Consider the following 23,653-nt stretch of genomic DNA (forward strand, 5'->3'; position numbering starts at 1 on the left):
GGCGCTGTCGAGAGCCGCGTCGGATCAGCTGTGCGTGCGCAGCAGCGTCCGCATGGTGCGCATGGCCACCGAAAGGTTCGCCAGGTCGAACGTCTCCGACGACTGGATCTCGTCCAGCGTGGTCCTCGCCCGCGACAGGATCGCCGCGTTCTTCTGCTCCCACGCCTTGAACCGCTGCTCCGGCGTGGAGCCGCCGTTGCCCACCGACAGCACGTCGGAGGTGAGGGCGGCCTGGGCCGCGTACAGGTCCTCACGGATGGAGACGCGGGCCATGGACTGCCAGCGGTCGGCCCGCGGCAGCTCGATGATGCGGTCCATCAGCTGGCTGATCTGGAGCCGGTCGGCCAGGTCGTAGTAGACCTCGGCGACCGCGAGGGGGTCCTTGCCGGTGCGGTCGGCGATGGCGACGATGTCCAGCGTCGGGAAGGCCGACGAGAAGCCCGCCACCCGGGTCGCCAGGTCGTCCGGGACACCGGAGGCGGTCAGCTCGTCGTGGATGCGCTGGTACCACTCGATGTCACCGCCGCGCAGCAGCTTGGGGAGCTGCGCCCGCACCGCGGCGACCCGCTCGCCGAAGAAGTCGATCGTCCCGGCCAGCTCCAGCGGCTGCGGCCGGTTGTTGAGCAGCCAGCGGGTGCCGCGCTCGACCAGCCGCCGCGAGTGCAGCCGCATCCGGGTCTGGAAGTCGGCGGCGACGACCGTGTCCAGCGACTCGACCTCGTCCCAGACCTCCCCCAGCTCGAAGATCGCCCGGGCCGCGGTCTGGGCGCGCACGACCTCCTCGGTGGAGGCCCCGGTCTCCTCCCGCATGCGGTGCAGGAAGGTCGTACCGGCGGTGTTGACGGTGTCGTTGACCAGCACCGTGGTGATGATCTCGCGCCGCAGGGCGTGCCCGTCGACGTTCTCCGAGAAGTTCTGGCGCAGCGCCTGCGGGAAGTAGGCGTGCAGCAGCCGCTGGAGGTACGGGTCGTCGGGCAGGTCGGTGCCGATCAGCTCGTCCGCCACGGTGATCTTGACGTAGGCGAGCAGCACGGCCAGCTCGGGCTCGGTCAGACCGCGCCCGGCGGTCAGCCGCTCGCGGATCTGCCGGTCGGAGGGCAGGAACTCCAGCGCGCGGTCCAGCCGTCCCTCGCGCGACAGCCGGCGCATCAGCCGCTGGTGGGCGTGGAGGAGGCTGGGGGCCTGGGCGGCGGAGTTGGTGAGGGCCACGTTCTGCGCGTAGTTGTTGCGCAGCACCAGCGCGCCGACCTCGTCGGTCATCTCGGCCAGCAGCTTGTTGCGCTGCTTGACCGTCATGTCGCCCTCGGTGACCAGCGCGTTGAGCAGGATCTTGATGTTCACCTCGTGGTCGGAGGTGTCCACCCCGGCGCTGTTGTCGATCGCGTCGGTGTTGATCCGGCCGCCGTTGGAGGCGAACTCGATGCGGCCGAGCTGGGTCAGGCCCAGGTTCCCGCCCTCGCCGACGACCTTGACCCGCAGGTCCTGGCCGTCCACCCGGATCGCGTCGTTGGCCTTGTCGCCGACGTCGGCGTGCGATTCGGTCGACGCCTTCACGTACGTACCGATGCCGCCGTTCCACAGCAGGTCGACCGGGGCCTGGAGGATGGCCTTCATCAGGTCGGCCGGGGTCATCTTGGCGATCTTGGTCTCGATGCCGAGCGCGGCCCGCACCTGCGGGGTGATCTGGATGGCCTTGGCCGTCCGGGGGTGGATGCCGCCGCCCGCCGAGATCAGCTCGGTGTCGTAGTCCTCCCAGGACGAGCGCGGCAGCTCGAACAGCCGGCGGCGCTCGGCGTACGAGGTGGCCGCGTCCGGGTTGGGGTCGATGAAGATGTGCCGGTGGTCGAAGGCGGCGATCAGCCGGATGTGCTCGCTCAGCAGCATGCCGTTGCCGAACACGTCACCGGACATGTCGCCGACGCCGACGACCGTGAAGTCCTCGCTCTGGGTGTCGTGGTCCAGCTCGCGGAAGTGCCGCTTGACGGACTCCCAGGCACCGCGCGCGGTGATGCCCATGCCCTTGTGGTCGTAACCCGCCGAGCCGCCGGAGGCGAAGGCGTCGCCGAGCCAGAAGCCGTACGCCTGGGCGACCTCGTTGGCGATGTCGGAGAACGTCGCGGTGCCCTTGTCGGCGGCGACGACCAGGTAGGTGTCCTCCCCGTCGTGCCGGACGACGTCCTTCGGCGGCTCGACCTGACCGCCGACCATGTTGTCGGTGATGTCGAGCAGACCGGAGATGAAGGTCTTGTAGCAGCCGATGCCCTCGGCCAGCCAGGCGTCCCGGTCCACCGACGGGTCCGGCAGCCGCTTGCCGACGAAACCGCCCTTGGCGCCGACCGGCACGATGACCGTGTTCTTCACCATCTGCGCCTTGACCAGGCCCAGGATCTCGGTACGGAAGTCCTCACGCCGGTCGGACCAGCGCAGGCCACCGCGCGCGACCTTGCCGAAACGCAGGTGCACGCCCTCGACGCGCGGCGAGTACACCCAGATCTCGTACGCCGGGCGGGGCGCGGGCAGATCGGGCACGGCCTGCGGGTCGAGCTTGACCGACAGATAGTCGTGCGGCCGGCCGTGCGCGTTCTTCTGGAAGTGGTTGGTGCGCAGGGTGGCCTTGATGAGGGTGAGGAAGGAGCGCAGGATGCGGTCCTCGTCGAGCGAGGCCACCTGGTCCAGCGCCGCGTCCAGCTCCTCCATCAGGGCGTCGGTCAGCTCAAGGCCCGCCCGCTGCCGCTCCGGCGACATCCGGGCCTCGAAGAGGGAGACCAGCAGCCGGGTCGTGTGCACATTGTTACGGAGGGTGTCCTCCATGTACGACTGGCTGAAGGTGGAACCGGCCTGCCGCAGGTACTTGGCGTACGCGCGCAGCACCATGGCCTGCCGCCAGTCGAGCCCCGCGCCCAGCACCAGCTGGTTGAAGTTGTCGCTCTCGGCCTGACCGGTCCACACGGCGGCGAACGCGTTCTGGAAGCGCTCACGGGCGTCGTCGGCGAGGGCCTCGCCCTCGCGCAGCGGCAGCCGCAGCCCGAAGTCGTAGATCCAGGCCGTGGTCTTGTCCGCGCAGCGCAGCTCGTACGGGCGCTCGTCGACCACCTCGACGCCGAGCGTGTTGAGCACCGGCAGCACGGCCGACAGCGACACCTGGCCGCCCGCCCGGTAGATCTTGAAGCGGCGCTCGGCGTGGGCCGCGCCGACCGGCTCGTACAGGCTGAGCGCGAAGTTCTGCGGGCTGTCCTCGGCGGTCAGCCGCTCCACGTGCTGGAGGTCGGCCACGGCGCCGCGCGGGGTGTGGTCGGCCTTGTAGCCCTCGGGGAAGGCGTTCTGGTAGCGGCGCAGCAGCTCGGCGGCGCGCTCCTCGCCCACCTCCGACACCAGGGCCTCGGAGAACCCGTCGGCCCACGAGCGGGCGGCGTCGACCAGCCGGTTCTCGATGCGCTCGACATCGGCGTCGGTGAGGTCGGGCAGCTCCGTACCGGGCTGGACGCGGACCACGAAGTGCAGCCGGGACAGCACCGACTCGGTGTGCAGGGCGGTGAAGTCCACCGGCGGGCGGCCGCTCAGCTCCTCCAGCAGGATGTCCGTCAGCCGCAGCCGCACATCGGTGGTGAAGCGGTCGCGGGGCAGGTAGACCAGCGCGGAGTAGTAGCGCCCGTACTCGTCCTGCCGCAGGAACAGCCGCAGCCGGCGGCGCTCCTGGAGGTAGAGCACGCTGGTGACGATCGAGCGGAGCTGGTCGACCGGGGTCTGGAACAGCTCGTCGCGCGGGTAGGTCTCCAAGATCTGGAGCAGGTCGCGGCCGTCATGGCTGTTGGCCCCGAAACCGGCGCCCGCCAGCACCTCGGCCACCTTGCGCCGGATGACCGGGACCCGGCGCACCGACTCGGTGTACGCGGCGGACGAGAACAGCCCCAGGAAGCGGCGCTCGCCGATCACATTGCCCTCGGCGTCGAACTTCTTCACGCCGATGTAGTCGAGGTACGACGGGCGGTGGACGGTGGCGCGGCTGTTGGCCTTGGTGAGGACCAGCAGCTTGTGCTCACGGGCCTTGGCGCGGGCGTCCGCGGGGAGCCGGTTGAACGACGGGGACACCGGGGCGGCCCCGGCGGGGGCGCTGTCGTCCTCCCGGTGGTCCGGGTCGGACCGCAGGATGCCCAGGCCCGTGCCGGGCACCGCGGTCAGCACGTCCTCCTCGCCACCGGCCTCGGTGGGCGCCTGGGTCAGCTCGTACTCGCGGTAGCCGATGAAGGTGAAGTGGTCGTCGGCGAGCCAGCGCAGCAGCTCACGGGCCTCCTCGACCTCCTGGTCGCGCACCTCGGCGGCCTTCGGCTCCGCCGGCAGCTCCTCGGCCAGCCGCAGCGACGACTGGCGCATCTTCTCCCAGTCCTCGACGGCCTCGCGGACGTCGGACAGCACGCGCAGGAGATCGGCGGTGATCTGCTTGAGGTCGCCGCGGTCGGTCTCCCGGTCGATCTCGACGTGGATCCAGGACTCCACGACGGCGTCGTGCGGCAGGTTCTCGCGCGCCTTGCGGTCGTACGAGGCGTCCAGCAGCTCGATCAGCTTGCCCGTGATGTCACGGCGCACGATCACCTGCGGGTGGATCACCACATGGATGCCGCGGCCCTGGCGGGTCAGCTCATTGGTGACCGAGTCGACCAGGAACGGCATGTCGTCGGTGACCACCTCGACCACCGAATGGCTGCACGTCCAGCCGTGCTCCTCGACGGTCGGCGTGTGCACCCGGACGTTCGCCGTGCCCTGGGGGCGCGCCTCGGCGAGCCGGTAGTGCGAGAGTCCTGCGCCGAAGACGTCGACCGGGTCACGGTCGGCAAGGTCCTCGGGTGGCGTGTGCAGGTAGTAGTGCTGGAGGTATGCGGTCAGGGTCTCCGGGCCCGGGCCCTGTACCGGTGGGTGTCCCCCGGCAGGACTGTTCTCAGCGACCCGGGCGGCCCGTGCGAGCAGCTCGGCCTTGGCTTCGTCCAGCTTGGTCTGCATGTCCTCTGGCTCCTGTCGCGCGCCGTTGCGTGACATCGGTGGCGGTGGCATGACGCCGCGACTCGGGGTATCCGGTCAGGTACGACGGTATGCCCGATCGGGAGAAGGCCGCGGCGTACTCGGCCGTAAGTGACCAAGACCCCACGCGGCGTCGACCAGCGGCAGCGGCTCCGGCCCGGAGGCGCCCCGGGCTCGGAGCGAGGGCCTCCTTGCCCCCGTGGACTATCGCGCTGATCACGCAGTAAGGCTATCGCTCCTCCCCAGGGGCTCGTCATGAGCCGTTCGTGTACAAAACTCGGCCCGGATGTTTGACGAAATGGACAGTGGGGTGAGGGCGCGCGCCCTCACCACGCGCTCTTGGCAAACCCCCGGTGCGGATGCAGGGTGACACCGACGGTGGTAAGCGTGGAAACGTGGAGGTGGGCGGCATGAGCGGCACGGCTGCGACTGCGAAGATCCTGCTGGTGACCGGGGACGCGGCCGAGTCCCTGGAGGTGCTCTACCCGTACCAGCGGCTGCGCGAGGAAGGCTACGACGTCCACATCGCGGCCCCCTCCCGCAAGACGCTGCGCTTCGTGGTGCACGACTTCGAGGAGGGCTACGACACCTACACCGAGAAGCCCGGCTACAGCTTCCCCGCCGACCTCGCCTTCTCCGAGGTGGACCCGGGTCAGTACGCGGCCCTGGTGATCCCGGGCGGCAGGGCCCCCGAATACCTGCGCAACGACGCGGAGCTGCGCAAGATCTGCAAGGCGTTCTTCGACGCCGACAAGCCGGTGGCGCAGATCTGCCACGGCCCGCTGCTGACGTCGGCGGTCGGCGCCCTGACCGGGCGGCGGGTGACCGCGTATCCGGCGCTGGAGCTGGACATGCAGGCGGCGGGGGCGACGTTCCAGGACGCTGAGGTCGTGGTGGACGGCACGCTGGTGTCGTCGCGGGCGTGGCCGGACCATCCGGTGTGGATGCGGGAGTTTCTGGCGGTGCTGAGGACGAAGGCGCCGGTGGTGTGAGGTGACGTGACGGATTCCGGCTGACAGTTTCTGCTATCTGTCAGCCGATACCCGCCAGCTGATACCTGTGATCCGCCACCTGTCACCTGCTGGCTGTCATCTGTGATCTGACAGCTGTGATCTGACAGCTGTGATCTGTCAGCTGTGATCTGTCAGCTGTGATCTGTCAGCTGCTACCGGCTGGCTGTCAGCTGTCAGCCAGCGCCTCGGCCTCGCGTACGGCCTCCTCCAGGGTGTCGACCACCGGCACCCCGGCGGCCAGCAGGCTGGTCCGGCTGTGCGAGCCGCCCGTGTAGAGCACCGCCCGCGCCCCCACGTGCTCGGCCGCCACCGCGTCGTCCACCGCGTCCCCTATCACCACGATCCGCTGCGGCGGCACCTTCTCCAGCGCGGCGAGATGGCGCACCATCTGCTCGGCCTTGCCGGTCGTGCTCTGCCCGGTGCGGCCGTCGACGCGGACGAAGTGGTCCGCGATGCCGTGGTTACGCACCAGCGGCATCAGGTTCTCGTGCGGCGCCAGCGAGCACAGCGACTGAGTGAGCCCCGCCGACTGCCACTCCGCGAGCAGTTCCCGGGCCCCGAGCGCCAGCCCCGCGGTCTCGGCCAGCGTCCAGTAGTGCCGATGGAAGGCCTCGTCCATGACCTCCCACTCCTCATCGGTGGGCAGCCGCCCCATCAGCCGCTCGTAGAAGAGCGGGACCGGGACGCAGTACAGGTCCCGGTAGCGCTCCAGCGTGATCGGCGGCAGGCCGATCTCCCCGAACGAGGCGTTCGTCGCCTGGATCACGGCGTCGATGTCGTGGAAGAGCGTGCCGTTCCAGTCCCACACGATGTGTGTCACGCGATTCGTCCCCATCCCTCGACCGTACGGCCTACTCGATGAGGTTGGGGATCTCCTGGGTGGCGTACCACATCAGCTCGTGGTCCTCCGCGCCGTCCACCGTGAACTGCGCGTCGTCGTCCCCCACGTCCGCCGCGCCCAGCGCGTCGGCCGCCGCGGAGACGTCCCGCTCGGCGTCCTCGGCGTCCAGGTGCACCGCCGCGGCCTCGGTGAGCCGTACGGCGGCGGCGATCCGCACCTCTCCCAGCGCGGACTGGTCCAGCCCCCGGTCCGGATCGGCGACCGCCTGCCCGTCGGGCACGTCCACGGCCACCACGACGCGTCGCCGCGGCACCCGCGGGTCCACGGCGAGCAGCCGCAGGGACGCCTGCGCGGCGCGGCTGAGCGCGGCGTACTCCAGTTCCTCGATGTCGTCCGACACGTACCACTCGCGCAGCGCGGGCGTCACGGCATACGCGGTCAGCGGCCCCGGTCCCAGCTCACCCGTCTTGTGCGCCTCGGCGAGACCGGAGAGGGTCAGGGGGACGTAGACGCGCATGGGCCGCCGCTTTCACGAGACATCAGGTCCCGCCAGCATACGTGCCGCCCCTTGCCGGGGCCCGGGTTCGTCTCCGGGCCCCAAGTGCCTTCCCCGGCCGCCGCCGTGGGGCCGGGGCCCCTCGGTCCCCGTTCGGGGGATTTCCGGAGCCCGCGGCCCCCGGGGTGCGGGGCCGCTCCGTACGGCGCCACCAGCCCTTCCACCCCAGCGATTCCCCCGGATAGGTGAACTCCCCAGCCGGGTCCTGGCGGCCGGGGACAGCCGTTGCGGGTGGCGGAAACGCGTCGATAGAAGTCTCCCCGACAGAAAGCTACTGCCCGGTACTCCCCGGGCCCGGCAGAGACGGCGAGGCGCATGGACGAGATCACCCGGACGACGACGCGGACCGACCGGGGCACGACGGGCACCGCCGCGCGGCGGCGGAACGGTGGCGCCGGGGGCCACGGCGGCCCGCCGGGACGCCGCGACTCCCGCCGCCCGGGCGGCGCCACCGTACGGCGCCCGGCGGCCGTCTCGCGTACGGCCGCGCTCGCGGCCGTACAGCGGGAGCGGGACCGGCTGCCCCACTACTGGTTCGCGCACCGGCTGCTGCTCGCCCTCAGCGGCCAGCGGCCCGTGCACACCCTGCTCGGACACGCTCTCCCGGACGCCTACGACCAGCTGATCGCGCTCGCGCCGTGCGCACCGCTGCGGCCCGCCGCCGGGTGCGCCGTGCCCGTCGTGCGGCGCTGCGGGGAGTACCGGCCGCGGCACGGGGTGATCGAGGCGTTCGCCCGGATCGCCTCGGCCGACCGGCTCAGCGCGCTCGCGTTCCGGCTGGAGCTGGGCGCCGACGCCCGCTGGCGCTGCGCCGCCGTCGACCTCGGCCCGCGGGTCACTTGAGCATGAGAAGACGGCTGGGGCACCGCGCGAACGCGCGGTGCCCCAGCCGTCCGACTGCCTACGCGCTACTTCTTGCGGCGGCGGCCGCCCTTGTTGGCCTTGCGGCGCTCCGCCCGGGTCAGCCCGTCGGACTCGGAGCGCGGCGCGGGCGGGGTGTCACCGTTGGCGAAGTCGCCCTCCACGATGCCGCCCTCGCCGTCGACCGTCGGGGCCGAGAAGTGCAGCCGGTCCGGCCGCTGCGGGGCCTCCAGGCCCTTGGCGTGGATCTCGGGACGGCCCGTCGAGGAAGCGCCCGCGCCCGCCGGGACCGCCTCCTGCACGTCCTTCTCCAGCGAGGTCTTCGCCTCCGCGTCCTCGACCGGGACCTCCTCGACCTGCTGCTCGACCTGGACCTCCAGGTTGAACAGATAGCCGACGGACTCCTCCTTGATGCCCTCCATCATGGCCTGGAACATGTCGAAGCCCTCGCGCTGGTACTCGACCAGCGGGTCCTTCTGGGCCATCGCGCGCAGCCCGATGCCCTCCTGGAGGTAGTCCATCTCGTAGAGGTGCTCACGCCACTTGCGGTCCAGCACGGACAGCACGACGCGCCGCTCCAGCTCGCGCATGATCTCGGAGCCGAGCTGCTCCTCACGCGCCTCGTACTGCTGGTGGATGTCGTCCTTGATGGCCTCGCCGATGAAGTCGGAGGTGATCCCGGCGCGGTCGCCGGTCTCCTCCTCCAGCTCGTCGACGGTCACCTTGACCGGGTAGAGCTGCTTGAACGCGCCCCACAGCCGGTCCAGGTCCCACTCCTCCGCGAAGCCCTCGACGGTCTCCGCCTGGATGTACGCGTCGATCGTGTCGTCCATGAAGTGGCCGACCTGCTCCTGGAGGTCCTCGCCCTCCAGGACGCGGCGGCGCTCACCGTAGATGACCTCGCGCTGCCGGTTGAGGACCTCGTCGTACTTCAGGACGTTCTTACGGGTCTCGAAGTTCTGCTGCTCGACCTGCGACTGGGCGGAGGCGATGGCGCGGGTGACCATCTTGTTCTCGATCGGCACATCGTCCGGGACGTTGGCCATCGCCATCACGCGCTCGACCATCTGCGCCTTGAACAGCCGCATCAGGTCGTCGCCGAGCGAGAGGTAGAAGCGGGACTCGCCGGGGTCGCCCTGACGGCCGGAACGACCGCGCAGCTGGTTGTCGATACGGCGCGACTCATGCCGCTCGGTGCCCAGCACATACAGCCCGCCGAGCTCCTTGACCTCCTCGAACTCGGCCTTGACCGCGGCCTCGGCCTTCTCCAGGGCGGCGGGCAGCGCGGCCGCCCACTCCTCGGCGTGCTCCACCGGGTCGAGTCCGCGCTGGCGCAGCTCGGCCTCGGCGAGGTCGTCGGGGTTGCCGCCGAGCTTGATGTCCGTACCACGGCCGGCCATGTTCGTCGCGACCGTGACGGCGCCCTTGCGGCCCGCCTGGGCGACGATCGTCGCCTCCCGGTCGTGCTGCTTCGCGTTCAGCACCTCGTGCGGCACACCGCGCTTGGCGAGCTGCTGCGACAGGTACTCGGACTTCTCCACGGAGGTGGTGCCGACCAGGACCGGCTGGCCCTTCTCGTGCTTCTCGACGATGTCGTCGACGACCGCGTCGAACTTGGCCACCTCGGTGCGGTAGATCAGGTCGGACTGGTCGACGCGGGCGAGCGGGCGGTGGGTCGGGATCGGGACGACGCCGAGCTTGTAGATCTGGTGGAACTCGGCAGCCTCGGTCATCGCCGTACCGGTCATGCCGGAGAGCTTGTCGTAGAGGCGGAAGAAGTTCTGGAGGGTGATCGTGGCGAGGGTCTGGTTCTCGTCCTTGATCTCCACCGCTTCCTTGGCCTCGATCGCCTGGTGCATGCCCTCGTTGTAGCGGCGACCGGCGAGGATACGGCCGGTGTGCTCGTCGACGATCATGACCTCGCCGTCGATGACGACGTAGTCCTTGTCCTTCTTGAACAGCTCCTTGGCCTTGATCGCGTTGTTCAGGTAGCCGACCAGCGGAGTGTTGACGGACTCGTACAGGTTGTCGATGCCCAGCCAGTCCTCGACCTTGGTGACACCGGACTCGTGGATGCCGACGGTGCGCTTCTTCTCGTCGACCTCGTAATCGCCGGTCTCCTCCTGGCCCTTCTGGAGGTTCGCCGCCTCGCCCCGGGTCAGCCGGGTGACCAGCTTGGCGAAGTCGCCGTACCACTTGGTGGCCTGGTCGGCCGGGCCGGAGATGATCAGCGGCGTACGGGCCTCGTCCACCAGGATCGAGTCGACCTCGTCGACGATCGCGAAGTTGTGGCCGCGCTGCACCAGCTCGTCCTGCGACCACGCCATGTTGTCGCGCAGATAGTCGAAGCCGAACTCGTTGTTCGTGCCGTAGGTGATGTCGCACGCGTACTGCTCGCGGCGCTGCGCCGGCGTCATGTTGGCGAGGATGCAGCCGACCTCGAGGCCGAGGAACCTGTGCACCCGGCCCATCCACTCGGAGTCACGCTCGGCCAGGTAGTCGTTGACCGTGATGAGGTGGACGCCCTTGTCGGACAGCGCGTTCAGATAGGCGGGCAGGGTGCCCACCAGGGTCTTGCCCTCACCGGTCTTCATCTCCGCGACATAGCCGAGGTGCAGCGCGGCGCCGCCCATCAGCTGGACGTCGTAGTGACGCTGGCCGAGCACCCGCTTGGCCGCCTCGCGCACCGTCGCGAACGCCTCAGGCATCAGGTCGTCGAGGCTTTCGCCGTCGGCGTACCGCTCCTTGTACTCGTCGGTGAGGGCACGCAGCTCGGCGTCGGAGAGCGACAGGAAGTCCTCTTCGATGGAATTGACCTGGTCCGCGATGCGGTGCAGCTTGCGCAGGATCTTTCCTTCGCCTGCACGCATGAGCTTGTTGAAGACGGACACGTAGGCTGGCTCCTTGCCGGTCGGGCCTGGCACGGTTGTGGGGTGCGCTGGCGCGGCATTGTCAAGGGGCACAAGCCCCGCCGCAACGGCCATCGTAAGACAGACCCCGCCTGGCCGGGAGGTCCGTCACCACGCGGGCCGGGTGTCACCTCACCGTGTCAACGCGTGAGCGGTCGCCGGGGTGCCCCCGAATTCGCCAAAACCAGTCGCGGCCGGGTGCGGCACCCGCCCAGACTCTCGCCATGGAGCCCGTCACCCTCACCACCGAGCGACTCGTCCTGCGCCCCTTCCGGCCGTCCGACGCCCCGGCGGTGCACGCCGCCTGTCAGGACCCGGACATCCTGCGCTGGACGACCGTACCCGGTCCGTACGAACGCGCGCACGCCGAGGACTTCATCCGGCGGACCTGCCCGGAGGGCTGGCGGGACGACAAGTCCTACAACTTCGCTGTGGTCACCGAGGGTGAGGGAGAACTCGTCGGGGCCATGGGCCTGGTACGGCTGGCCCGGCTGCGCAGCCCCGAGCGCGAGGCCGAACTGGGCTACTGGACGGTACGGGAGCACCGGCGGCGCGGCTACACGATCGAGGCGGCGCGGGCGGTGACCGAGTGGGCGTTCACGGCGCTGGGCGTGGAGCGGCTGGAGTGGTGCACGGAGGCCGGGAACGAGGCGTCGCGGGCGGTCGCGCTCGCCGTGGGCTTCCGGATGGAGGGGACGGACCGGGCGCGGATCGTCCGCGAGGGCACGCGGCGGGACGCCTGGCGGGGCGCGCTGCTGCCCTCCGACTGGGGCCTGCCCTCGACCACGCCGTACCTCCCGGCTCCGGCTCCCGCTTCCACGGTGGACCGGGGCTGAGGCGTTTAACGAAGCGGCGTTTCCCCAGGTGGCGGCTCGTTGTCAGTGGTCGCCACTACGGTGGCGCGCATGACGAATCCCGCCGCCGGGTCCGGCACTACCGCGGCCCAGAAGCCCGAGGTCAGCTTGTCCGCCGACGAGGCGCGCCGGATCGCGCTGCGCGCCCAGGGGTTCCTGGGGGCGCCCGACCGGCGCGGCGGGGTGCGCGGGGTCCTGCGCCATCTGGGCGCGGTGCAGCTGGACACGATCTCGGTGCTGGCCCGCTCGCACGAGCTGATTCCGTACGCACGGCTGGGCGCGGTCGGCCGTCCGGCGGTCGAGTCGGCGTACTGGACCGGCACCCATGCCTTCGAGTACTGGTCGCACGCGGCGTGCGTGCTGCCGATCGAGGAGTGGCCGCACTTCGCGTTCCGGCGCCGCGCCTACCGCGCCCGCCCGCACTGGCACCACGAGCTGCCGGACGGGGCGTACGAGAAGGTGGTGGCGCAGCTGCGCGCCGAGGGCCCGCTGACCGCTTCCGAGCTGGGCGGCGCCAAGAACGGCGGCCTGTGGTGGGACTGGTCGGCGACGAAGGTCGCCGTCGAGCGCGCGCTCACGTACGGCGAGGTGGTGTGCGTGGAGCGGCGCGGCTGGAAGCGGGTGTACGACCTGGCGGAGCGCGCCGTGCCGGACGCGCTGCTGCACGACGACCTGGACGACGCGGAGTGCCTGCGGCGGCTGGTGCGGCTCGCGGGCCAGTCCCTCGGTGTGGGCACCCGGGCGGACCTCGCGGACTACCACCGGCTCAAGCAGGACCAGGTGGACGCGGTGATCGCGGACTCGGGGCTGGTGCCGGTGGCGGTCGCGGGCTGGGACAGGGCGGCCTGGGCGGATCCCGAGGCGCTGGCCACCACCCCGCGCGGACGGCACCGTACGACGCTGCTGTCGCCCTTCGACTCGCTGATATGGGACCGGGCGCGCACCGAGCGGATCTTCGGCTTCAGCCATCGGCTGGAGGCGTATGTGCCCCGGCCCAAGCGGGTGTACGGCTACTTCGCCATGCCGCTGCTGTCGGGCGGGCGGCTGCTCGGCCGGGTCGACCCGGCCCGTGAGGGGACCACGCTGGTGGCTCGGCAGGTGTCGCTGGACACCCCGAAGGCGGTGGCGCCGATGGCCGAGGCGCTGCGGGAGGCGGCCGGGTGGGTGGGCTGCGACGCGGTGCGGATCGAGCGCGTCGACCGCCCGGAGCTGGCAGCGCCGCTGGCGGCCGCGGTCAGCTGACCGCGGCCCGGTGCCCGGTCGGCCTGTCCTCCACGGGCCGCACCGGCCCGCTCACCTGATTTCGAGGATCTTCTCCCGCATCGCGTAGACCACGGCCTCCATCCGGGAGTGCAGCTGAAGCTTCTCCAGGATGTTCCGGACGTGGTTCTTCACGGTGTTCTCGCTGATGAACAGCTCCTTGGCGATGTCGCGGTTGTTCATGCCGGTGGCCACCAGCTTCAGCACCTCCAGCTCACGGTCGGTGAGCCGGGGCGCCGGCACCAGCCGGCGCTCGTCGGTGCGCTGGATCATCGACTTGAACTCGGTGAGGAGCTTGGCCGCCATCGACGGGCTGATCTGCGACTGGCCGTCGGCCACCGCGCGGATCGCGGTCGACACCTCGTCGGTCGAGATCTCCTTGAGCAGATAGCCGGTGGCGCCCGCCTTGATCGCGTCGTAGAGGTCGGCCTCCTCATCGCTGATCGTCAGCATGATGATCTTCGCACTGGGGGCCACCTCCTTGATCGACGTGCATGCCTCGATCCCCCCGCGCTTGGGCATGCGCACATCCATCAGGACGATGTCCGGCAGCAGATCCGCCGCCTTGTCCACGGCCTCGGCGCCGTCCCCGGCCTCGCCGACGACCTGGATGTCCTCCTCCTGGGCCAGGACGATCTCCAACCCACGCCGGAAGAGCGCGTGGTCGTCCACTACGAGGACCCGAATCGGCTCCTTGCGCGGCTCACCGCGCGGCTCGCCCCTGTCCGGCCCCAGGCGTTGGTCATCGCCTCCGTCGGACATGGGCCCGAAGCTGTCCGCCATCGTTCCTCCCCCTGAAGGCCATGGCCCTTGCGGTCTGCACTCTGCGGTGCACGTGCGGTACGGCGTCAACCAGTCTTTTCCCCATGCCGGTTGGCCGTCGAGCCATGATTTCATGCCCGGACCGGCCACGGGACCGCGCGACGCATACGCCGCGCGATCCCGCTCACTCTCTGTGCGCCCGCCCAGCAGCGGGCGGGTCTCAGTGCGCCTCAGGCACCGAGTGCGCCCCCGGCACCACCGGGCTCCTCCCCGGCGAACGCCTCCGGCTGAAGATGAATGACCCCGTAGTCATAGCCGTGCCGCCGGTAGACGACGCTGGGCTGACTGGTGTCGGAGTCGACGAACAGATAGAAGTCGTGCCCGACCAGCTCCATCTCGTAGAGAGCTTGGTCGAGCGTCATCGGGACCGCGGCGTGGGTCTTCTCACGGACCACGAGGGGGCCTTCGCCCTGGACTTCCAAGGGTCCCATCCGGGTGGTCGGAACAGTGTCCGACGGGGTGCGCTGAGCGGCGATCTCGCCATGCCCGTTGATACGTGCGGCATTGGGCACCGTGATGGCCACGTCGCTGGCCGGAATGCGGCCGTTCCCGCGCCGGGTGTGGCGCTTGTCGTGCTGCTTGCGCATCCGCGCTTCCAGCTTGCCGGCCGCCAGGTCCAGCGCTGCGTACGGATCGGCCGCCGCGGCCTCCGCCCGAATGACCGGGCCGCGGGAGCGAAGGGTGATCTCCACGCGGTCGGACCGGTCGGCCTGCCGCGGATTGTGCTCCTTGGACACCTCGACGTCGAGGCTGATCACCTTGCCGTCGAGCTTCTGGATCTTATCCAGCTTCAGCTTCTCGGCCACGTGCTTCCGGAACCGCTCGGGCACCTCTGTTTTACGGCCCTTGACGACGATGTCCACGCAGAACTCCGTTCCCGGGTCGCTCCGGATGATCCACCGGAGCTCATCCCTTGTGCACTAGGCTCCGGCGTTTTCCGGAGCCACCGGCTTGGCGGCTTTCACCTCTCCTTCCCACGGGGGACAACTCCACCCCGATTCGTCCGACCGCTCACAAGAAAGCACGCAAAACACGCCAACCGGATTTGCGAGTCATAGCACCTGCCACTCCTCACAACCGAACATAGCTCGCCCGGACGGATGTCGGCACCCCCTACCGAGCCGTACCTCCGATCAGGTGCTTTGGCATCCTTACAGCCTGCAACGACGCGGCTTCGTATTCAGTTCCGCTTATCGCTCGCGAAGGGTCTGAGACGCCCTGGCGGCCCCATGGGCGCGGAGCGCGCGGTGCTCGCGGCGGGCACGGGCGCCGGTGGCGCGGCCACCACCGCCCCGCCCACGACCCGGCCGCCCGCCTGTGCCACCGCCCGCGCCGCCTCCGCGAGCGAGGCCCCCGTCGTCATCAGATCGTCCACCAGCACCACCGGGCCCGCCACCAGGAGCCGCCCGCCACCCGGCACGGCCTCCAGCGCCCCCGTCACATTCGCCCGGCGCTGCCGGGCGCCCAGCCCCGACTGGTCGGTCACCCGCCGCCGCTGCCGCAGCACCGACGGCACCCGCGCGGGACACCCCTCACGGCGCAGCACGCCCGCCGCCGCCCTCGCGATGCGCCGGGCCGGATCATGGCCCCGCGCCCCCACGGCACGCCGCGCCGAGGGCACCGGCACCAGCAGCAGGGGCGGGACCCCCGGCGCCCGGGGCAGGGCCCCGGGGGCCGCCGCCCGCACCGCACCCGCCAGGGCCTCGCCCAGCGGCCCCGCCAGCCGCAGCGCTCCCCGCTCCTTGTGCGCGAGCAGCACCGCCCGGGCCTCGTCCACGTACTCCACCGCCGCATGGACCACCGGCAGCCCCGGCGGCACCGGGCTCGGCAGCACCCGACGCGCCCCGGACCCGCGCAGCGCCCCATGACACCGGTCGCACAGCGGGACACCCGGCCGACCGCACCCCGCACAGTCGCCCGGCAGCACCAGATCTGCGATCTCTTGCCACCAGCCCCGCATGTGCCCCACTGTCCCGGCACACCAGCCGGGCCGCCACCCCCTGTGGAAAACCACGCGCATGTGGACAACCGCCCGCCCCTGGCGGGACGGGCGGCGCGAGGGGCCGCCACGGCCTCCCGCCGTAAGGCTGTCCGGGGTACGGCTATCCGGGGTACACCGGCCCGGAACCGTCCTCGTCGACGGTCTTCCAGTCCGTGTTGGGCAGCAGCCGGACGATCCCGTTCTCCCTGGTCTCGGCGATCAGCGGCCGGGTCTGGTCCTCGGAGGCGGCGACCGTCTCCACCCCGTTCGGCCCCGGCACCTCCGGCAGATCCGCCGGTGAGCCGTCCGTCTCCACGTACTGGAGCTGCTGCACACCGTCCGACTCGCGGCCCGCGACCACCAGGCGGCTGTCCCCCGCCCAGGACGCGGTGTCCACGTCCTGGAGCTTCGGCGCGATCGCGTGCAGCGCCCGCACCGACAGCTTCGGACGGTCCGCCGTGCCCCGCCGCTCGATCCGGCCCAGCCGCAGCGTCGTATGCCCGTCCCGCTTGACCAGCATCGCGATCCTCGTGCCGTCCGCGGACACCCGCAGCGCCGTGATCCGGCCACCGTCCAGCGCCGGCAGCTCGACCTCGTCCGCCGGTCCCGTACCGCCCCGCAACCGAAGCAGCCGCGGCCGCTGCGGGTCCCGGTCGGCCACCCACAGCCCGCCGAGACCGTCCCAGCTGGGCGCCGTCAGCCCGTGCTCGGCGCTGCCGCCCTGGCTGTGCACCCGCACCCGGCCCCGCTCGGCGCCGGCCACCAGCTCCGTGACGTACAGCGACCGGCCGTCCTCGCTGACCGCCGCCGCGTCCCGCTCGTCGCGCGAGACCGCCACCGTGCCAAGACCCGCGCCGTCCGCGCCGAACGGCCCCGGCACCGGCCGTGGCTTGTCCTCGTCGTCGGACAGCCGGACCATCCGGTTCTGCGCGTCCACGAAGTACTGGTGCTGGGGCCGCCCGATGACATGGTCGGGTGCGTACGCGCGCGCCGCGTCGCTGGACAGGGCGCACAGCTCGGCACCGTTCTGCCGCTCCAGCCGCACCCCGCTCACCTCGTCCGACCCCTCCCAGAGGTCCTGCACGGTGAACAGCGTCTGCGCCGCCATCCGGGCGCACCGGGCCGTGCTGATCTGCGCCGCCTGATCGCTCAGCCGGACCTTCAGCGCGTTCGAATCGTCCAGCGACAGCTTGCCGGTGTTGCGGCCGAGCGCCGTACCGGCCGGGAAGGACGTGCTGACCACCGGATCCAGCCAGTCCGTCGGGCCGTCCAGCAGCGCCTTGACGGTCGCCGTGACCGGATTGATGCGCCGCCGCAGATAGACCGGGTCGGCGACCAGGACCTCGTCGCCCACCCGGGAGTCGTCGGCGTCGGGGCCCAGCTTCGCGAAGTAGTACTTGTTGACCGAGCGGTAGATGCGCTGGAAGTCGGACTCGCCGAGCACCAGCCCCGGCGGCGGCCCGTCGATCCGCCACTCCGACCCGCGCAGGGTCAGATGGATGCGCTCCTCGTACGTCTGCTCATCGGGCCGGTAGGCGTGCGTCGCGTCCACCGTGGCGATCCGCTTGCCCGACAGCACCACCGTCTTGCTGTTGCCGTCCCGGTCGCCCGGGTCGGTCTCCACCCGCACATCCGGGGCCTGCTCCAGCACCGTGGTCTGCGCGAACGGATCCCAGTCCTTGGCCGCGCCGCGGGTCAGATACTCCTTCGCGGTGGCGAAGTTCTCCTCGTCGCTCGTCGTGGCCTCCAGGAAGCCGGAGACCAGCTCCGCGGGCTGTTCGCCCTTGCCCGGGCTCACCCCGTACACCCGGACCTGCGAGTCCACGTCGGAGCGCGGCGAGGAGTCGACCCGGCGCACATCGCCGCTATCGGGCATCGAGGCACAGCCGGACAGCAGCAGCACACCACACGCCAGCAACGGGCCGGTGCCCCGCGCACGGCGGCGGGCGCCGGTGCGGGAACGGTCGCGATCGGCACGGTCAGCGCCCACGGGGGCGGCCCTCCCCTTCGTTCGGTGTCGTTCGCTCCCGCTGCTCCGCCCGGTACGTGGGCTCGGCGGCGCCGCGCACCACCCGCGCCCCGTTCCCCGGCAGCGCCGTCGGATCGGCCGAAGGCACCGGGGCGTCGGCGGGCGGCAGCGCGGAGCGCGGCTGTGCGGGCACCGACGCCAGCCGCTCCGCCGCGGGCTGCGTCTGCCCGCCGTCGGCCGACTGCCGGTTGCGCCGGGAGTCCTCGGGCTCCAGCGGGATCGGCGAACCGCGCAGCACATCGCCCGCGGCGCGCGGCAGCGTCAGCCGGAACTGCGAACCGCCGCCGGGCTCGCCCCACGCCTGGAGCCAGCCGCCGTGCAGCCGCGCGTCCTCCACGGCGATCGACAGACCGAGACCGGTGCCGCCGGTCGTCCGGGCGCGCGCCGGATCGGCCCGCCAGAAGCGGTTGAACACCCGCGTCGCCTCGCCGGGCTTCAGACCGACCCCGTAGTCCCGTACGGCCACGGCGACCGCGCCGCCCGCCGCCGCGAGCCGCACCACCACGTCCCGGCCCTCGCCGTGCTCCACGGCGTTGACCACCAGATTGCGCAGCACCCGCTCCACCCGGCGGGCGTCCGCCTCCGCGACCACCGGCGCCTCGGCGCCCCGCACCAGGATCCGGGTGCCCTTGGCGTCGGCCAGCGGCTCGGCCCCGTCGACCACCCGGTTCACCACGTCGCGCAGATCGATCTGGTCGGCCTCCAGGGCGGCCGCGCCCGCGTCGAACCGGCTGATCTCCAGCAGATCGGAGAGCAGCGACTCGAAGCGGTCGACCTGGCCCCACAGCAGCTCGGCGGAGCGGGCCGTGATCGGATCGAAGTCCTCGCGCCCCTCGTAGATGACATCCGCCGCCATCCGCACGGTCGTCAGCGGCGTGCGCAGCTCATGGGAGACGTCCGAGACGAACCGCCGCTGCATCCGGGACAGCTCCTCCAGCTGCTGGATCTTGAGCTGGAGGTTCTGGGCCATCTTGTTGAACGCCTCGCCGAGGCGGGCGATGTCGTCCTCGCCGGTGACCTTCATCCGCTCCTGGAGCAGCCCGGCCGCCAGCCGCTCGGAGATCCCGGCGGCCATCCGCACCGGCGTGACGACCTGCCGCACCACCACCCAGGCGATGGCGCCGAGCAGCACCACCACGAACACCCCGGCCGTGGCCAGCGTGCCCTTCACCAGGCTCAGCGACTTCACCTCCTGGGTGAAGGGGAAGAGGTAGTACAGCTGGTAGGCGTCGCCGTGGTTGTCGTCCAGCCGCTTGCCGATGATCAGCGCGGCCTCGCTGTCGCCCGAGCCGAGGTGCTCGATCCGCCCGTACTGCTCGTACGGCGCGGTACGGCCCTCGTCGACCCGCTGCCGCAGATCGGCGGGCACGCTGTCCGCCGTGACGTCACCGGAGGCCCGGGGGCCGCGGCTGGCCACATAGGGCGTCTCCCCGGAGTCGGAGCTGAGCGCGACCACCGAATACGCGCCCTTGCCGCCGCTGGCCAACTGCTCCACCAGGGCGTTCAGCCACGCCCCCGCGTCCTGGGCGCCACGGCTGCCGGGGCTCGCCCCGTCCTGGCCGCCGGCGTCGCTCTTACGGTCGGCCATCTGCTCGGCCACCTCGAACCCGCCGACCGCCTGGCCCTGCGCGGCGTGCCGCTTGGCATCCAGCAGGCCGTTGCGCACCTGGCCGATGACGACCAGGCCGAGCAGGATCACCACGCCGAGCGACATCAGCAGCGTGGTGGCCACCACCCGCAGCTGGATGTTCCGCCGCCACAGCCGGGCAGCGGGCAGCAGCGGACGGCGCACCCACCGCCCGAACAGCCGGATCAAGGGGTGGGCCGGTCCGCCGGAGGCACCGTCGGGCAGCAGATGCCCGCCGCTCCACAGCCTCCGGAGCAGCGGAATGTCACCCGCCGGATCGGGCCGCCCCATCCGGCCGCCCTCCGGCGCCCCGCCGCCCGAACCCTGGGGCCGCGGAGCCGTGCCGCCACCCGTCATCTCAGCTGGGCCCGGCCTTGTAGCCGACGCCGCGCACGGTCACCACGATCTCCGGCCGCTCCGGGTCCTTCTCGACCTTGGAGCGCAGCCGCTGCACATGGACATTGACCAGCCGGGTATCGGCCGCGTGCCGATAGCCCCAGACCTGCTCCAGCAGCACCTCGCGGGTGAACACCTGCCACGGCTTACGGGCCAGGGCCACCAGCAGATCGAACTCCAGCGGGGTCAGCGCTATCGACTGCCCCTCCCGCTTCACCGAATGCCCGGCGACGTCGATCACCAGATCGCCGATCGTCAGCTGCTCCGGCGTCGGGTCCTCGGACCGCCGCAGCCGCGCCCGGATCCGGGCCACCAGCTCCTTCGGCTTGAACGGCTTGACGATGTAGTCATCGGCACCGGACTCCAGCCCGACCACCACGTCGACCGTGTCGCTCTTGGCGGTGAGCATGACGATCGGCACCCCGGACTCGGCCCGGATCAGACGGCACACCTCGATCCCGTCCCGTCCGGGCAGCATGAGGTCGAGCAGCACCAGATCCGGCTTGACCTCGCGGAAGGCGGCAAGGGCCTTGTCGCCGTCCGAGACGAACGACGGTTCAAAGCCTTCGCCGCGCAGCACGATGCCGAGCATCTCTGCCAGTGCGGTGTCGTCGTCGACGACTAGGACGCGTCCCTTCATGAGGCCATCATCCCATTACCTGATCGTGACCTGGCGCACAGCTCCGCGATGCCCCCTTCGGTGACCGGAGCGACGACCCCACGCTCGGTGACGATCGCGGTGACCAGCTCCGGCGGTGTGACGTCAAAGGCCGGGTTGTACGCCTGGGTGCCCAGCGGGGCCACCGGCACGCCCATCGCCGTCTCGGCCCCGGGCGCCGGGGCATGCGGCACTATGACGTCCGTCACCTCGTGCCCGGGCCGCTGCTCGACCTCGATCGCCGCGCCGTCGGCGGTGTCCGGGTCCACCGTGGTGGTCGGGGCCACCACGATGAACGGCACATGGTGGTAGCGGGCCAGCACCGCGAGCGGATAGCTGCCGATCTTGTTGGCCACCGAGCCGTCCGCGGCTATCCGGTCCGCGCCTATCACCACCGCGTCCACTTCCCCCGCCGCGAACAGCGACCCCGCCGCGTTGTCGGTGAGCAGCGTGTACGCCATCCCCTCGCGGGCCGCCTCGTACGCCGTCAGGCGGGCCCCCTGGAACAGCGGGCGGGTCTCGTCCACCCAGAGCCGCCGCAGCTGCCCGGCCCGGTGCACCGCCTTGACCACGGCCAGGGCGGTGCCCTCACCGCCGGAGACCAGCGCGCCGGCGTTGCAGTGGGTGAGGATGCGGTAGCCCCCGGCGGGCAGCAGCTCGTCGAGGAGCGCCTGGCCGTGCCCGGCCATCGCCTCACTGGCCTCGGCGTCCTCACCGTGCAGGGTGCGGGCCTCGGCGAGCGCGGCCGCGGCGGCCCTGTCGGGATCCGCCCCGCCCTCGACGGCAGCGTGGTACGTGGCGGCGGCCCTCCGCACTCCGTAGCCGAGATTGACGGCGGTGGGACGGGCATGGGCGAGCTGCTCGGCGGCCTCGTCCACGTCGAAACCGCGCACCGCGGCGAGGGCGACCCCATAGGCCCCCGCGATACCGAGCAGCGGGGCTCCCCGCACGGCGAGCGAGTGGATCGCCTCCACCAGCATCGGCACATCGGTGCACACCAGCTCGACCTCCTCGGCGGGAAGCCGGGTCTGGTCGAGGAGCACCACCACGGGCCCCTCCGGTGGTTCCTCCCAGCGCAGTGCGAAAGCAGTGGGCGCTGCGGCGCCTTCCGGGGATGCCCGGTGGTCATCAGCCATCCGCCCAGTTTGCCCCCTGCGGCACCGACTAATGAAGTGGTCAGCCCGCTCCGCCGACCGGCATGCGCCACAACCCACCGTGGCACGATGGCTACGAAGCGGCCGTCACCGCATCCGCGACCGGCCAACGAACGACCTACGGAGCGACGATGAACGACTCTCCGGGCTGGGCTCCGCCCGGATCGTCCCCTTCCGACGAGCCCGACCACGGCAGCAAGCAGCCGAACGAGCCCGTCGACCACCCCGCGCCGGAGCGACCCGCGCGGGGCGCCATCTGGGCCGAGCAGCAGCCGCCCGCGGGACGCTGGACGGCCCCCCACGGCGGCATCACCACCCCGCCACCGCAGCCGGCCGGACCGGCGAACAACGGCGGCTGGGGCACCGGCTGGCGCCAGCCGCCGCCCGCACCCCGCCCCGGCGTCATCCCGCTGCGGCCGCTCGCCGTGAGCGAGATCCTGGACGGCGCGATCGCCACCATGCGCGCCCACTGGCGCACGGTCCTCGGCATCTCGCTCGCCGTCTCGGTGGTGGCCCAGGGCCTGATCACCGTCATCACCGGTCTGTGGTTCCGCACCACCTCCGGCACCGGCGCGGTCGACAAGCCGGACCCCACGCTCGGAGAGGCCCTGGAGGCCGTTCGCAGCGCCCTGGGCAGCAGCTCGGTGACCCTGCTCATCGGCGTGCTGGGCACCATCGTCACCACCGCGCTGCTGACGATGGTCACCGCACGGGCGGTCCTGGGACAGTCCGTGACCACCAGCGAGGCCTGGGGCGGTGCCCGGCCGCGCCTGCTTCAGCTGTGCGGACTGCTCCTGCTCATCCCGGCCATCGCCGCGGCCGTCATCGGGGTGGGCATGGCACCGGGAATGCTCCTCGCGGCGGCCGGTGTGGCCAGCGAGGGCGCGGCGCTCGCCTCACTCGGAGCGCTCGCGGGAACGTGCGTCGCCATCTGGCTCTGGGTCCGCTTCAGCCTCGCCGCCCCCGCGCTCATGCTGGAGAAGCAGGGGATCATCTCCGCCCTGCGCCGCTCGGCCAAGCTCGTACGGGGAGCGTGGTGGCGCGTCTTCGGCATCCAGCTCCTGTCCATCGTGCTGGTCTTCCTCGTGGCCGCCGTCGTCGAGGTGCCGACCAGCGCCGTCGCGATGGCGTTCGGCGGGGACAGCGCCATCGACTACCTGTCCGGCGAGTCCGTCTCCGTCGGCTGGGGCTTTCTGATCGTCGTCGGCATCGGCGGAGTGATCAGCTCGGCCATCACCTTTCCGATCAGCGCCGGTGTGACCGCTCTCCTCTACATGGACCAGCGCATCCGCCGCGAGGCACTCGACCTCGAACTCGCCCGGGCCGCCGGTTACGGCGCCTGAGGCGGGGATGCGGGTGGGATGAGGATACGGATGCAGGGGTGGGTGGTGGGTGATGGCGGCGTCAGGACTGGCCCTGTAACGGACCCTGACGCCGCCTCCAGCGCCCGTTTGAGCCCGCACGGCCTCAACGGGACCCATGGCATCCCCCGCTTCTCCTCACCCCTCCTGCTGGCGATACCTGGCGCTGAACGCAAAAATGCCTCGACCCCGAGCATGTAATGCTCGGGGTCGAGGCTAAAAATTGTTCGGCGGCGTCCTACTCTCCCACAGGGTCCCCCCTGCAGTACCATCGGCGCTGAAAGGCTTAGCTTCCGGGTTCGGAATGTAACCGGGCGT

The 23,653-nt window shown here is 71.3% G+C and carries 16 protein-coding genes and 1 rRNA gene; 5 read left to right on the forward strand and 12 right to left on the reverse strand.

The features are described 5' to 3' along the window. Positions 1-24: 24 nt before the first annotated feature. The gene (locus ACH4TL_RS43850) at positions 25-4,995 is read right to left on the reverse strand and encodes an NAD-glutamate dehydrogenase (RefSeq protein WP_398330712.1); all 4,971 of its coding nucleotides are present in this window, start codon (positions 4,993-4,995) and stop codon (positions 25-27) included. A 428-nt stretch (positions 4,996-5,423) separates the two neighbouring features. Here ACH4TL_RS43850 and ACH4TL_RS43855 point away from each other — a divergent pair, with 428 nt between their 5' ends. Next, entirely contained in the window at positions 5,424-6,005 is a 582-nt protein-coding gene (locus tag ACH4TL_RS43855; protein ID WP_398330715.1) for a DJ-1/PfpI family protein, read from the forward strand. 187 nt (positions 6,006-6,192) lie between these two features. Here ACH4TL_RS43855 and ACH4TL_RS43860 read toward each other — a convergent pair whose 3' ends face one another. Continuing rightward, positions 6,193-6,861 (reverse strand): HAD family hydrolase, encoded by a 669-nt coding sequence (locus ACH4TL_RS43860; protein ID WP_398330718.1) that lies wholly within the window; start codon positions 6,859-6,861, stop codon positions 6,193-6,195. Between the two features lie 16 nt (positions 6,862-6,877). Next, positions 6,878-7,384, reverse strand: coding sequence for a DUF6912 family protein (locus ACH4TL_RS43865; protein ID WP_398330721.1), 507 nt, complete (start codon positions 7,382-7,384; stop codon positions 6,878-6,880). Between the two features lie 354 nt (positions 7,385-7,738). Here ACH4TL_RS43865 and ACH4TL_RS43870 point away from each other — a divergent pair, with 354 nt between their 5' ends. Then, positions 7,739-8,266 carry an Rv3235 family protein gene (locus ACH4TL_RS43870; RefSeq protein WP_398330724.1) on the forward strand — a complete coding sequence of 176 codons (528 nt, stop codon included), beginning with the start codon at positions 7,739-7,741 and terminating at the stop codon, positions 8,264-8,266. A gap of 65 nt (positions 8,267-8,331) precedes the next feature. On the opposite strand, the gene secA is transcribed toward ACH4TL_RS43870, so the two are convergent. Then, positions 8,332-11,175 carry a preprotein translocase subunit SecA gene (secA, locus tag ACH4TL_RS43875; protein ID WP_398330727.1) on the reverse strand — a complete coding sequence of 948 codons (2,844 nt, stop codon included), beginning with the start codon at positions 11,173-11,175 and terminating at the stop codon, positions 8,332-8,334. Positions 11,176-11,417: 242 nt separating this feature from the next. Here secA and ACH4TL_RS43880 point away from each other — a divergent pair, with 242 nt between their 5' ends. Both ACH4TL_RS43880 and ACH4TL_RS43885 read left to right on the forward strand, forming a co-directional pair. Beyond that, positions 11,418-12,029 (forward strand): GNAT family N-acetyltransferase, encoded by a 612-nt coding sequence (locus ACH4TL_RS43880; RefSeq protein ID WP_398330730.1) that lies wholly within the window; start codon positions 11,418-11,420, stop codon positions 12,027-12,029. A 69-nt stretch (positions 12,030-12,098) separates the two neighbouring features. Next, a complete protein-coding gene (locus tag ACH4TL_RS43885) occupies positions 12,099-13,289 on the forward strand; it encodes a winged helix-turn-helix domain-containing protein (RefSeq protein WP_398330733.1) in 1,191 nt (396 codons plus the stop codon). A gap of 51 nt (positions 13,290-13,340) precedes the next feature. On the opposite strand, the gene ACH4TL_RS43890 is transcribed toward ACH4TL_RS43885, so the two are convergent. The 7 genes from ACH4TL_RS43890 to mtnA form a co-directional block, all read right to left on the reverse strand. Next, positions 13,341-14,090, reverse strand: coding sequence for a response regulator (locus ACH4TL_RS43890; RefSeq protein ID WP_398330736.1), 750 nt, complete (start codon positions 14,088-14,090; stop codon positions 13,341-13,343). A gap of 209 nt (positions 14,091-14,299) precedes the next feature. Next, complete coding sequence (hpf, locus tag ACH4TL_RS43895; RefSeq protein ID WP_039941767.1) at positions 14,300-14,992, reverse strand: ribosome hibernation-promoting factor, HPF/YfiA family; 693 nt, start codon at positions 14,990-14,992, stop codon at positions 14,300-14,302. Between the two features lie 317 nt (positions 14,993-15,309). Beyond that, complete coding sequence (locus ACH4TL_RS43900) at positions 15,310-15,963, reverse strand: ComF family protein (RefSeq protein ID WP_398425481.1); 654 nt, start codon at positions 15,961-15,963, stop codon at positions 15,310-15,312. Positions 15,964-16,231: 268 nt separating this feature from the next. Continuing rightward, on the reverse strand, positions 16,232-18,100 hold the full coding sequence (locus ACH4TL_RS43905; RefSeq protein ID WP_398330742.1) for an LpqB family beta-propeller domain-containing protein: 1,869 nt from the start codon (positions 18,098-18,100) through the stop codon (positions 16,232-16,234). After that, complete coding sequence (gene mtrB, locus ACH4TL_RS43910; RefSeq protein WP_398330745.1) at positions 18,090-20,123, reverse strand: MtrAB system histidine kinase MtrB; 2,034 nt, start codon at positions 20,121-20,123, stop codon at positions 18,090-18,092. Before mtrB ends, ACH4TL_RS43905 begins: the two co-directional genes overlap by 11 nt. Before the next feature lies 1 nt (position 20,124). Continuing rightward, a complete protein-coding gene (gene mtrA, locus ACH4TL_RS43915) occupies positions 20,125-20,802 on the reverse strand; it encodes a two-component system response regulator MtrA (protein ID WP_398330748.1) in 678 nt (225 codons plus the stop codon). Beyond that, positions 20,799-21,956 carry an S-methyl-5-thioribose-1-phosphate isomerase gene (mtnA, locus tag ACH4TL_RS43920; RefSeq protein WP_398330753.1) on the reverse strand — a complete coding sequence of 386 codons (1,158 nt, stop codon included), beginning with the start codon at positions 21,954-21,956 and terminating at the stop codon, positions 20,799-20,801. The genes mtrA and mtnA overlap by 4 nt, the downstream gene beginning before the upstream one ends. Positions 21,957-22,105: 149 nt before the next feature. Here mtnA and ACH4TL_RS43925 point away from each other — a divergent pair, with 149 nt between their 5' ends. Beyond that, on the forward strand, positions 22,106-23,317 hold the full coding sequence (locus ACH4TL_RS43925) for a hypothetical protein (protein ID WP_398330756.1): 1,212 nt from the start codon (positions 22,106-22,108) through the stop codon (positions 23,315-23,317). Positions 23,318-23,560: 243 nt separating this feature from the next. Here ACH4TL_RS43925 and rrf read toward each other — a convergent pair. Beyond that, positions 23,561-23,653, reverse strand: a 5S ribosomal RNA gene (rrf, locus tag ACH4TL_RS43930); the annotation flags it as partial.

The sequence above is a fragment of the Streptomyces sp. NPDC021115 genome, assembly GCF_044333065.1.
GTDB lineage: Bacteria > Actinomycetota > Actinomycetes > Streptomycetales > Streptomycetaceae > Streptomyces.

What these genes read in the sequence shown, in the direction of transcription:
- ACH4TL_RS43880 (WP_398330730.1), top strand. Translation starts at nt 11,418, where the DNA reads ATGGAGCCCGTCACCCTCACCACCGAGCGACTCGTCCTGCGCCCCTTC.
- mtrB (WP_398330745.1), bottom strand. Translation starts at nt 20,123, where the DNA reads ATGACGGGTGGCGGCACGGCTCCGCGGCCCCAGGGTTCGGGCGGCGGG.
- mtrA (WP_398330748.1), bottom strand. Translation starts at nt 20,802, where the DNA reads ATGAAGGGACGCGTCCTAGTCGTCGACGACGACACCGCACTGGCAGAG.
- ACH4TL_RS43925 (WP_398330756.1), top strand. Translation starts at nt 22,106, where the DNA reads ATGAACGACTCTCCGGGCTGGGCTCCGCCCGGATCGTCCCCTTCCGAC.
- ACH4TL_RS43885 (WP_398330733.1), top strand. Translation starts at nt 12,099, where the DNA reads ATGACGAATCCCGCCGCCGGGTCCGGCACTACCGCGGCCCAGAAGCCC.
- ACH4TL_RS43860 (WP_398330718.1), bottom strand. Translation starts at nt 6,861, where the DNA reads ATGGGGACGAATCGCGTGACACACATCGTGTGGGACTGGAACGGCACG.
- mtnA (WP_398330753.1), bottom strand. Translation starts at nt 21,956, where the DNA reads ATGGCTGATGACCACCGGGCATCCCCGGAAGGCGCCGCAGCGCCCACT.
- ACH4TL_RS43870 (WP_398330724.1), top strand. Translation starts at nt 7,739, where the DNA reads ATGGACGAGATCACCCGGACGACGACGCGGACCGACCGGGGCACGACG.
- ACH4TL_RS43850 (WP_398330712.1), bottom strand. Translation starts at nt 4,995, where the DNA reads ATGCAGACCAAGCTGGACGAAGCCAAGGCCGAGCTGCTCGCACGGGCC.
- ACH4TL_RS43890 (WP_398330736.1), bottom strand. Translation starts at nt 14,090, where the DNA reads ATGGCGGACAGCTTCGGGCCCATGTCCGACGGAGGCGATGACCAACGC.
- ACH4TL_RS43865 (WP_398330721.1), bottom strand. Translation starts at nt 7,384, where the DNA reads ATGCGCGTCTACGTCCCCCTGACCCTCTCCGGTCTCGCCGAGGCGCAC.
- ACH4TL_RS43855 (WP_398330715.1), top strand. Translation starts at nt 5,424, where the DNA reads ATGAGCGGCACGGCTGCGACTGCGAAGATCCTGCTGGTGACCGGGGAC.